We start from the raw sequence: 9,987 nt of genomic DNA on the forward strand, positions 1-9,987 counted from the left end.
CATAGAATGCAAATGTCAGATTGCGATGCGCCTGTTAGGGCGCGGCTGGTAAGAAAGCCTTATAGGCGCATATGAAAAACCCCCGGCTATGCCGGGGGATACTTATTATCAACAATTGGTTTCAGGTAAAACGTGATTCGATCTTGTTTTCCATAATGGTGCGTTATGTTTTATTGACTGATGGGTTGAATTACACTATGGCCTGTCAATATTCGTTATCCAGCCTAAAATATATTTAGGATCTGATTGTTTATTAAAAAACTATTCTGTTTCAATGGGGTTAATTGAGGGCAGTGACTCTTTGATGAAGATTATGTTTTTATATGGGAGATGTGATTGTTATGGGCGTTAATTCTAATGAAAATAATAAATATGCTTATTTATTATTTTTGATAAACTAAATGAATTTTGTGGAATGTTATTTAACTATTATAGAATAAAATAAAACCCCACTTTATTTAGGTGATTGTTTTTTATTGGCGCATTTGTTTAAACGGGCATTGAAATATCTACTTTAATACCCGTTTCGGAAATTAATTTACCTAAAATTCCTCATTATTTTTTTGCCTGTAGGTAGCGTTGGGCAAAAAATAAGGCACTGACGTTTCTGGCTTCGTTGAAATCCGGATGTTCCAACAGTGACATCATTTCAGAGACAGGCCAGCGTTTCTGCAACAAGGGTTCAGGCTCATCACCTTCCAGGCATTCGGGGTACAGATCGTGAGCAATTACAATATTCATCTTGCTGGAAAAATAGGAAGGTGCCATCGTCAATTTCGCCAGAAGTTCCAATTTTCCCGCTCCGAAACCAATTTCTTCCTTTAATTCCCGATTGGCGGCGTCAAAAACACTTTCCCCGGCATCAATGGCTCCTTTTGGAAAGCCTAACTCGTATTGTTCAATACCTACGGCATATTCGCGAATAAGGATTAACTCATCACCGATGATGGGAATAATCAGAACGGCTTCACGATTAGTCGGCTTCATACGCTCGTAAACGCGTTTTACACCGTTACTGAATTCAAGATCAACAGATTGAATATTGAATAAACGTGAGTGGGCAATGTCATTTATATTCAGTATCTTAGGTTTTTTCTGATCTATCATGCTTGCCCCTGATTGTTGTCATATGCTGGCTAATTGAAAACAGTAATGCGCCCAATTAATGAGATCTTCTCGGCTCATTCAGGTCTTGTGATTAAATTAGAGGCGCATCCAAACTTTGCTTTAATATGGCTGATTATGTTAGTAAATGATAGCGATTATCGCTTGAATGTATTTTTGTTACTATCTTACTCTTACAAAAAACTTTATTTTATGGAAAGGTATGAGAAAATTTATATAACCTTTTGTAAATAAAATTAAAATGGAAGGCAAGAATAAGAATAGCCTGATTCTGATTGTTTCACGAGATTGTTATTCTGCCAGTCGCTGTACTGCTGTCATGGGTGTGGGGAAAAAATGAGCTCATTGGTCATTATATTGGCTACTTTTATCATTAGCCTGATTATAATGGCTTCCTTTCTGAATTTCAGGTGGAAGCGGCTTGATAACGCGCGTTATCTACCGTCGATGGTCAAAACAGCCAGACGTAAATTGAATGCTGATGAATATCAATCCATAGAATCTTACTTGAGAAATGCCCATCTTCTGATGAAGCAAAGTAGCCGACATCAGGCAGGCTATCCGGCGTTACCTGTTAAAAGTGATAATGTTTATATCACCAGCCACCCTATTACCCGTTTTTCTGCCGCCAGAGATGAATCCCACCATTGGCGTTATTATGTTGATGAAACAGAAATACATTTACCTGTTTTTCTTGAGCCATTTATCACGCAGCAGAATACGATTGAAATTATTCAGACGACCTCAATGCCGATTGTCATCGCTGTCAATGGTCACTCTCTGAAAGATTATCAGCAGGATCTGTCCATCACGCGGGCGATAGCAAAAAAAGAACATGCTTCCATCCAGAAAAATGGTAATTCAAGTGCTAACTTACTGTATATCCGCAAGGAGACATTAGAAGAATATCGCCTGAGATATTCAACAGGGATTCAGGAAGGTATTCTCATGAGTATGGGGCTTTCGATATGGTTTGTTGCCCTTTTCTTGCCTATCCCCATGTTCCCATGGTTAATGTCGGTTGCGTTCTTATGCGTATTAGGCAGTTTCTGGCCGCACTTTCGGTTACCTTCGGGCCGAAAACTATCCAATATTCATTGTTTCAGCGGTATTCCCAAACGTTGGGGAGTTTTCAGTGAGTTTGAACCAGAGCAAAGAAAAAATATTTCACTGGGCGGTATTGATCTCATTTATCCGGCGCATTGGAAACCCTATGTTTTCCACGATCTCGATCAGAATACAGATATAGACATGTACGCCAACTGCCATGTTACCCGGCAGGGGCGCTATCTTTCCTTACATGAAGAAGAAAAACATTATCCTTATCAGCGCCACAGGAAAAATTTGATATTGGTGGTTTTCTCTGTATTGGCCATGTCATTGCTTTATTTTTACCAGCCCGTGAGTTTATCCATGCGGCTCAGTCTGGCTTGGTTATATGGCAGCAATACTAAAGTTATTACCAGTTTTACTGAACTGCAAAAAATGCCGTTGAAGCCAGGAGATGTCCTGAAGGTCAAAGGTGTCGGGATGTGTTATATGCCGCCCGATAGGGCATATGGAGGCAATATCGCGTACTTCGCTGCATTCGATTGCTACGGTGTCTATTGGAACAGCGAAACGCCATTGCCAATACTGGAATCTAAAGCCGTTGAGAAGTCGGCTGCGCTGATTAAAATGGTTAATGAGCAATTGCATCCGTTTTCAAATAACAGGAAGATCAACCCAAGTCTGGATGAAGCTATTGTTAAATCCGGTATGATCCTGCTCGACAACTTTGCTCCAATCATCTTAAAAACGCACAGTTTATGTCAGAACGAGCCTGAGTGTAACCGCCTTAAGAACGCACTTGCCAATTTAGGGAACGCCAAGAATTGGAATACGCTATTGAACGATGCCAAAAAAGGAAAGCTGGATGGAACCAAAGTGTTATTGCGTTCTGCCAGTGCGGATGCGTTGGAAAAACTGGTTGATACAACGACGGCATCATTTATCTATAGGGAAATGGATAAAATTACCACTCTGATAAATAGTCCATTGCCGGGAGGCGTTTTGCTGCTTAGTGCAGAGAAGAGAGAATTGATCGAATATCCGATGCGGGTAGGCAATATGTATGAACATACTGCTCTGGAACGATGGCAGGAACTAGAAGAAGTTTTAGGATTACTGATGAGGACGCCATTCGAAACAGGGGGGATTGTGACGGAATTGTCCGTGGACGCAAATGGGACCCGCCAGATCACGCTGCATCGTGAACCCGATACCAAGACGCTCATTCGTTATCTGGGCAGTTGTTTGCTGTTGGCAATATTACTGACGACGTTCACGATCAACATGATACTGGTTATAAAGAAAAAGCAGAAAAACCGACGGCGTCTCCAGCATATCACTCAATACTACGATAACTGTTTCAAATCATCTTCATCGCCGATGGATTGGCGATAATCCGATGGGCTGTGTTACCCTCAGTCCGTTTTTTTGCCGGCTCCGATTAGACAGTGGGACCAGATAATTGGGAGAAGCTATCATGTTGAATTCAGACACCGATCAGGCTGTACGCCTTGACAAATGGCTGTGGGCTGCCCGTTTTTACAAGACCCGTTCCATCGCACGTGAAATGATTGAAGGGGGGAAAGTCCATTATAATGGGCAGCGGAGTAAGCCGGGTAAACTGGTTGAGTTGAACGCAGAGATCAAACTGCGTCAGGGCAATGATGAGAAAACGGTGATCGTTCTGGCATTAAACAGCCACAGACGTAGCGCCGCCGAAGCCCAGCAACTCTATCAGGAAACGGCAGAAAGTATTATTAATCGGGAAAAAATGGCATTGGCCCGTAAAATGAATGCGCTGACGATGCCGCATCCTAATCGCCGTCCAGATAAAAAAGAACGGCGCACACTGATTAAATTCAAGAACACAAAATTAAATGAGGCGGAATAACCGTCCCAGTGAAATGAGAGAAATTTATGACCAAGCATGACCAATTACACCGCTTTTTATTTGAAAGCTACTCTGTCAGGGGGGAACTCGTCTCCGTCAGCGAGACTTACCAGCGGATGCTGGAGAATCATCATTTCCCTCAACCTGTGCAGCAGCTATTGGGTGAATTGTTGGTCGCAACCAGCCTGTTGACAGCGACATTGAAATTCAATGGGGATATCACCGTACAGATTCAGGGTGATGGCCCGGTCAAGTTAGCGGTAATTAATGGTAACAACCAGCAACAGATGCGCGGCACTGCACGCATTGATGGTGATATTAATGCAGCCAGCAGCTTGAGGGACATGATAGGTAATGGCTATATGGTCATTACTGTTACTCCTACAGAAGGTGAGCGCTATCAGGGGGTTGTGGCTCTGGAAGGCGATACGTTGGCGGAATGTCTGGATGCTTATTTCAGACAGTCTGAGCAGTTACCAACCCGCTTGTTTATCCGTACCGGAATGCAGGATGGAAAAATGGCTGCGGGTGGCATGTTATTGCAGGTTTTACCGAGTGTACAAGAAGGCAGCGAGGATATGCTTGACCATCTGGTGCAACTTACTGCAACCATTAAGGGTGAAGAACTGTTTACTCTGGATCCGAAAGAGATTTTGTATCGCCTTTATCATGAAGAAGATGTCACACTCTATGAGCCTCAGCAGGTTGAATTTCGTTGCACATGTTCCCAGCAACGTTGTGCTGATACGTTAGCGACATTACCAGATGCTGACCTTCAGGAAATATTGCACAACGATGGCAAAATCGATATGGAGTGTGAGTTCTGCGGGATGCACTATATTTTCGGTGAGAAAGATGTCAGCGAAATAAAAGCGGCGAAAAAAAAGCTGTCGCACTGAGTCAGTATATGTACTGATTATGTGGTTGCACCATTCGCGCATAACAGTTTTTCATGGGGCGTAAAATACGCCCTTTTTATTATTTGCCCTTCTTTCATTCATTCCGTGTCCTGTGTCTCATATAAACTTAAAAAAAGTAATGTAATTCCAATTTTTTGATAACAATCGCTGTTAATTAGTCATAATTATTTATTATCCCCCGCAGAGATAGAGATAAAGTATAACTGACCAGGAGCAACAAATGAGCGTTACAGGCATTACTGAGCAGGAACTTGCGGTTTATGGTATTCGTGGTGTTAGTGAAATTGTTTATAACCCAAGTTATGAATTGTTATTCTCTGAAGAAACCCAATCCTCACTACAGGGATATGAGCGTGGCACACTCACTAATCTTGGTGCTGTCGCAGTAGATACAGGTATTTTTACAGGACGTTCCCCGAAAGATAAATACATTGTCCGTGATGATGTTACTCGCGATACCGTATGGTGGGCTGATCAGGGTAAAGGTAAAAATGATAACAAACCGCTCAGTCAGGAAACCTGGTCTCATCTCAAGGGGTTAGTTACTCAACAACTTTCAGGCAAACGTTTGTTTGTTGTGGATACCTTCTGCGGAGCCAATGAAGATACGCGCCTGAAAGTGCGTTTTATCACCGAAGTCGCCTGGCAGGCTCATTTTGTGAAAAACATGTTTATCCGTCCAACCGATGAAGAGCTGGTCGGTTTCACGCCTGATTTTATTGTGATGAACGGTGCCAAATGCACGAACCCACAGTGGAAAGAACAAGGGCTGAATTCTGAGAACTTTGTTGCTTTTAACCTGACAGAACGTATGCAGTTAATCGGTGGTACTTGGTACGGCGGGGAAATGAAAAAAGGGATGTTCTCAATGATGAACTACCTGCTGCCACTGAAAGGTATTGCTTCCATGCACTGCTCTGCCAACGTGGGTGAAAAAGGCGATGTTGCTATTTTCTTTGGGCTTTCTGGTACTGGTAAAACAACACTTTCCACTGATCCGAAACGTAAATTGATCGGTGATGATGAACATGGCTGGGATGATGACGGCGTGTTTAACTTTGAAGGTGGTTGCTATGCGAAAACCATCAACTTGTCCAAAGAAGCCGAGCCGGATATCTATCACGCTATTCGCCGTGATGCCTTGCTGGAGAACGTCACAGTATTGGCAGATGGCACGGTTGATTTCAATGATGGCTCCAAGACAGAAAATACCCGCGTCTCTTATCCTATCTATCACATTGATAACATCGTTAAGCCCGTATCAAAAGCAGGACATGCGACTAAAGTGATTTTCCTGACAGCAGATGCTTTTGGTGTGCTGCCTCCGGTTTCCCGACTGACTCCAGAGCAGACGCAATATCACTTCCTGTCAGGTTTTACCGCGAAGCTGGCGGGAACGGAACGTGGTGTGACGGAGCCAACACCAACTTTCTCTGCTTGCTTCGGTGCTGCATTCCTGTCACTGCATCCGACTCAATATGCAGAAGTACTGGTTAAGCGCATGCAGGTATCGGGCGCGAAAGCTTATCTGGTCAACACTGGCTGGAATGGTACAGGCAAACGTATTTCTATCAAAGATACCCGTGCGATTATCGATGCTATCTTAAATGGTGACATTGAAGACACAGATACCATCGAACTGCCGATTTTTGATTTGACTGTTCCAACTTCATTGGCGGGTGTCGATACAGGTATTCTTGATCCCCGCAACACCTACGCGGATAAATCCGAATGGGAAGTTAAGGCGAAAGATCTGGCACAGCGTTTTGTCGATAACTTCGATAAATATACTGATACCACTGCGGGAGCCGCGCTGGTGAAGGCTGGCCCTAAACTGTAATTTCTGTTTAAAAGCTATTTCTATGAAAGAACCCTGTCCGGCTGGGCAGGGCTCTTTTTTAACTGGTATTTTTCAATTAGATACAGGGAGAAAGTGCGAAATTAAAGCGCTGGCATATCGAACAGCAGAATCTCACTTTCTTGGCTGGCAATTAATTGAAGAAGGGATTCATCCCAGATAGCGACACCATCGCTGGTGGTAGCCAACGTTCCATTGATCATCACTTCGCCCCGAACAACCTGAATCCAGATTTTTCGTGCTTTTTCCACAGAATATTCTCCCTTTTCGCCGTTTTTAAATTCCCAACGCCATAACGTCATATCCTGAAAAACTTGCAGGGAACCCGCGCGGGCATCAGGAGAAAGGACTAACTGGCGGCCTTCAACAGTCTCAAAACGGCGCTGTTCATAACGGGGTGTGAGTCCTGCTTTATCTGGCATGATCCAGATTTGGTAAAGATGTAATTGGCTATCATGATGCGGGTTAAATTCTGAATGACGAATGCCGGTTCCTGCACTCATAATCTGGAATTCTCCCGCCGGCACTTGTCCCTGATTTCCCATGCTATCTTGATGTTCTACTGTTCCGGATAGCACATAGGTTAATATTTCCATATCCTTGTGAGGATGCGTGCCGAATCCCTGACCCGCATCAATAACATCTTCATTAATGACTCTGAGAACGGAAAATCCCATGAAATTTGCATCGTAATAGTTGGCAAATGAAAAAGTGTGCCAACTGTCCAGCCAACCATGATTGGCATGGCCTCGTTCTGAAGCGCGACGTAAGTAGATCATTTTCAAAATCCCTCAATGTTTTTTGTAGTCTAGTTGAAGGGCTGAAATATAAAAGATTAGAAATTTAATCTTAGAATTCAAAAAAATTGAACGAAAATCAGAGGGGGGAGTAAATCCAAAAGTGTGCAGATGTACCGCAATCTTGCTCTCCCTTTCAGGTTACGGGAGTTTTTTCTTGTCACTAAAAAGCGCTTTAAACCAGTTCAAATTAGCTGATTTTTTTTAGTCACGGCAATAAAGATTGGTGATTTAAGGTAATATTATAGATGGTCAATATTAAAACTTTGCTTCGATTTTGACCATCCATATGATTGTTATGGATTCGTATCATCGAAAGGAAAAATAAAGAACGGGTCACATTCTTTCGAGTTGCAACCTAGATAAATAGTATTATTCTTCTTTTCAAGAGTGGTTATACCACCACCATTTATATAAAAATTCCATATTTCGCCATTTAAACTAACTTTCCCTTCCATATCACATGGTGCATAATCAAACTCACGGTGTGGATTATATTCATACTTATTGCTTATCTTAAATATTTTATAAATATCATCTGTATTCAAATTCCATTTCTTACATGCTTCTATAGTGCCAACACCATTGCTTTGAGATAATTTTAACCCCAATAAATTAATTGATTCTATTTTTTCACTTATAGAGTGAGAGAAATGACTAAATATCATCAAAATAAAGATTAGCACCTTCGCCTTTCTGTTTGTAAGATATTTTATCATGTTCATATATGTCTCCATTGTTTAAGTTATATTTGCATTTTAATAAATTTACTAATTTTTTAATTGACTCTTTTTGTTGTTCAGTTGCCTCTTGATAAGAATTATCCTCATATTTAGCAACAACTTCTATTCCTATGCTATCACTACTTATAGGATATCTGTCAGGGTACGATTTTAATTTTTCATGGGCATGAATTTTTGCTGGATTCCAACCAAAGCTATCTATTTTTTTTCTTTCTGCATTATTTTTGCAAATTTCTTCCTCTTTACATTTTGATTTTATTCTACCCACATGCTCTGTAATTTTGTTTAAACTAGCTGTTTGTTTTATTGTGCCATCTTTGTCTACAATAAAATGTGTTCCAAATTTTCTTGTTCTGAATGATGATATTGCTGATGACATAGTATAACTATCAGTTCTATGCAGAACGATTGCATTTACTGTATTTATCTTGCCTTTCTCTAAAGCAGTAACATGATCTTGAATTATATCAGTATTTTTAAAAAAAACCATCATCATTAACATATGGGATTTGACTTAATACATGCTTAACAAAATCATCTCTCGCTTCTGGAGGCGGACATGTAGCACAGGCTTTACCAGCACTCCAGATGTTATTTTCATCATGCTTAGATAATTCTTTTATTAACTCCTCTTTTTTGTTAAAGCAGATATTATCATTAAGTGCTATTAACAGTGTTTTTTCCTTTTCGTTGATAGGTTTCATTTAGTCTTCCTTTTGACGATAAATTAACTAAGTTTGAGCAAACAGTGCTGGCTAAATATAGTTCATAAACTGTAGTCTCTTATGGTATGAACACAAAGTGTATTTATATGTACTTTCTTAAGTATCCTCAGCCAATATTTACACTGCCTCCACCAATAACAATACCTCCACAATCAACGGAATCTCCCGTTCTAGCAGCAGGTTTTCCTTCAATAAATACAGATCCGGAACCTCCCGCTATCGCCCGTGAATGTGATGAGTGTGACTCCAAAGTATCTCCCTGCCTGGCTAAATATACACCATCTACCTTAACACTGCTGGCACCAGTAATAACAGGTGTTGCTGGGCAATCACCATGCTCTGTGCCTATATCACCGATTCTGACAGCATTTCCCATACTGTTTCTCTCCCGAATTAATTGCAATATACATATTGGTTGTTATTAAATATTAAGAAGAAATTTCTTAGCCCTATACCAGCCGGGAGTCTCATTATCAGCAAGTCTGGTTAAAATGGATTTATCAAACTCATCAATATCGAAATTGTCTTCTCTGATCACTTTCTTAAGGATTTCCTCTATAGACCGCATATCTGTTATTTTCTCAGAAATAAGATAATCATAGAAAAAGGCTAAAAATGGTAATGAGTTATCGATACTAATACTTTTTCTTAGATCTGCTAATTCAGATAGCAAAATAGAGTCAAGTTTTTGTAAATAGCTTTCTTTTTGCTTTATTTCTATCAATTCATACTGTTGTTCACTGATTTTGAAAATCTTATATTTCCCCTTCATATACAGGATCTTAATAATTAAGTCTTTCAAAACATGCATTCAATGTCTTGTTTTTACATGATTTTCTTTGTGGTGTTTTGAAGGCATTTTGACCTAAGTACTCCCT

11 protein-coding genes are annotated in these 9,987 nt (G+C 40.8%); 4 read left to right on the forward strand and 7 right to left on the reverse strand.

Annotated features, from left to right (window positions below; translation table 11 throughout):
* Positions 1 to 555 precede the first annotated feature (555 nt).
* Positions 556 to 1,107: an ADP compounds hydrolase NudE gene (gene nudE / locus AAC854_RS19515; RefSeq protein WP_340618565.1), complete on the reverse strand. Its 552-nt coding sequence runs from the start codon at positions 1,105 to 1,107 to the stop codon at positions 556 to 558.
* Between the two features lie 354 nt (positions 1,108 to 1,461).
* Between nudE and AAC854_RS19520 the strand changes: the two genes are divergently transcribed.
* The 4 genes from AAC854_RS19520 to pckA all read left to right on the forward strand — a co-directional run bounded on the left by AAC854_RS19520 (position 1,462) and on the right by pckA (position 6,826).
* A complete protein-coding gene (locus tag AAC854_RS19520) occupies positions 1,462 to 3,570 on the forward strand; it encodes an IgaA/UmoB family intracellular growth attenuator (RefSeq protein ID WP_340618566.1) in 2,109 nt (702 codons plus the stop codon).
* 82 nt (positions 3,571 to 3,652) lie between these two features.
* Entirely contained in the window at positions 3,653 to 4,066 is a 414-nt protein-coding gene (gene hslR / locus AAC854_RS19525) for a ribosome-associated heat shock protein Hsp15 (protein WP_340618567.1), read from the forward strand.
* A 26-nt stretch (positions 4,067 to 4,092) separates the two neighbouring features.
* Entirely contained in the window at positions 4,093 to 4,965 is an 873-nt protein-coding gene (hslO, locus tag AAC854_RS19530; RefSeq protein ID WP_340618568.1) for an Hsp33 family molecular chaperone HslO, read from the forward strand.
* A gap of 241 nt (positions 4,966 to 5,206) precedes the next feature.
* Positions 5,207 to 6,826, forward strand: coding sequence for a phosphoenolpyruvate carboxykinase (ATP) (pckA, locus tag AAC854_RS19535; protein ID WP_340618569.1), 1,620 nt, complete (start codon positions 5,207 to 5,209; stop codon positions 6,824 to 6,826).
* A 101-nt stretch (positions 6,827 to 6,927) separates the two neighbouring features.
* Here pckA and AAC854_RS19540 read toward each other — a convergent pair whose 3' ends face one another.
* From AAC854_RS19540 to AAC854_RS19565, 6 genes are all read right to left on the reverse strand, one after another.
* Positions 6,928 to 7,623 carry a pirin family protein gene (locus tag AAC854_RS19540; RefSeq protein ID WP_340618570.1) on the reverse strand — a complete coding sequence of 232 codons (696 nt, stop codon included), beginning with the start codon at positions 7,621 to 7,623 and terminating at the stop codon, positions 6,928 to 6,930.
* A gap of 314 nt (positions 7,624 to 7,937) precedes the next feature.
* The gene (locus tag AAC854_RS19545; protein ID WP_340618571.1) at positions 7,938 to 8,309 is read right to left on the reverse strand and encodes a hypothetical protein; all 372 of its coding nucleotides are present in this window, start codon (positions 8,307 to 8,309) and stop codon (positions 7,938 to 7,940) included.
* The gene (locus AAC854_RS19550; RefSeq protein WP_340618572.1) at positions 8,299 to 8,886 is read right to left on the reverse strand and encodes a peptidoglycan recognition protein family protein; all 588 of its coding nucleotides are present in this window, start codon (positions 8,884 to 8,886) and stop codon (positions 8,299 to 8,301) included. Before AAC854_RS19550 ends, AAC854_RS19545 begins: the two co-directional genes overlap by 11 nt.
* Positions 8,861 to 9,088 carry a hypothetical protein gene (locus AAC854_RS19555; protein ID WP_340618573.1) on the reverse strand — a complete coding sequence of 76 codons (228 nt, stop codon included), beginning with the start codon at positions 9,086 to 9,088 and terminating at the stop codon, positions 8,861 to 8,863. The genes AAC854_RS19550 and AAC854_RS19555 overlap by 26 nt, the downstream gene beginning before the upstream one ends.
* 127 nt (positions 9,089 to 9,215) lie before the next feature.
* Positions 9,216 to 9,485, reverse strand: a complete 270-nt coding sequence (locus AAC854_RS19560; protein ID WP_340618574.1) for a PAAR domain-containing protein — start codon at positions 9,483 to 9,485, stop codon at positions 9,216 to 9,218.
* Positions 9,486 to 9,530: 45 nt separating this feature from the next.
* Positions 9,531 to 9,881, reverse strand: a complete 351-nt coding sequence (locus tag AAC854_RS19565; protein ID WP_340618575.1) for a hypothetical protein — start codon at positions 9,879 to 9,881, stop codon at positions 9,531 to 9,533.
* Between the last annotated feature and the right edge of the window lie 106 nt (positions 9,882 to 9,987).

This window comes from Xenorhabdus entomophaga, from assembly GCF_037996725.1.
GTDB classification, from domain to species: Bacteria; Pseudomonadota; Gammaproteobacteria; order Enterobacterales; family Enterobacteriaceae; genus Xenorhabdus; species Xenorhabdus khoisanae.

Bases quoted from the DNA above. Each gene is read 5' to 3' on its own strand.
- nudE (WP_340618565.1), bottom strand. From the start codon at position 1,107: ATGATAGATCAGAAAAAACCTAAGATACTGAATATAAATGACATTGCC.
- AAC854_RS19520 (WP_340618566.1), top strand. From the start codon at position 1,462: ATGAGCTCATTGGTCATTATATTGGCTACTTTTATCATTAGCCTGATT.
- hslR (WP_340618567.1), top strand. From the start codon at position 3,653: ATGTTGAATTCAGACACCGATCAGGCTGTACGCCTTGACAAATGGCTG.
- hslO (WP_340618568.1), top strand. From the start codon at position 4,093: ATGACCAAGCATGACCAATTACACCGCTTTTTATTTGAAAGCTACTCT.
- pckA (WP_340618569.1), top strand. From the start codon at position 5,207: ATGAGCGTTACAGGCATTACTGAGCAGGAACTTGCGGTTTATGGTATT.
- AAC854_RS19540 (WP_340618570.1), bottom strand. From the start codon at position 7,623: ATGATCTACTTACGTCGCGCTTCAGAACGAGGCCATGCCAATCATGGT.
- AAC854_RS19545 (WP_340618571.1), bottom strand. From the start codon at position 8,309: ATGATATTTAGTCATTTCTCTCACTCTATAAGTGAAAAAATAGAATCA.
- AAC854_RS19550 (WP_340618572.1), bottom strand. From the start codon at position 8,886: ATGTTAATGATGATGGTTTTTTTTAAAAATACTGATATAATTCAAGAT.
- AAC854_RS19555 (WP_340618573.1), bottom strand. From the start codon at position 9,088: ATGAAACCTATCAACGAAAAGGAAAAAACACTGTTAATAGCACTTAAT.
- AAC854_RS19560 (WP_340618574.1), bottom strand. From the start codon at position 9,485: ATGGGAAATGCTGTCAGAATCGGTGATATAGGCACAGAGCATGGTGAT.
- AAC854_RS19565 (WP_340618575.1), bottom strand. From the start codon at position 9,881: ATGAAGGGGAAATATAAGATTTTCAAAATCAGTGAACAACAGTATGAA.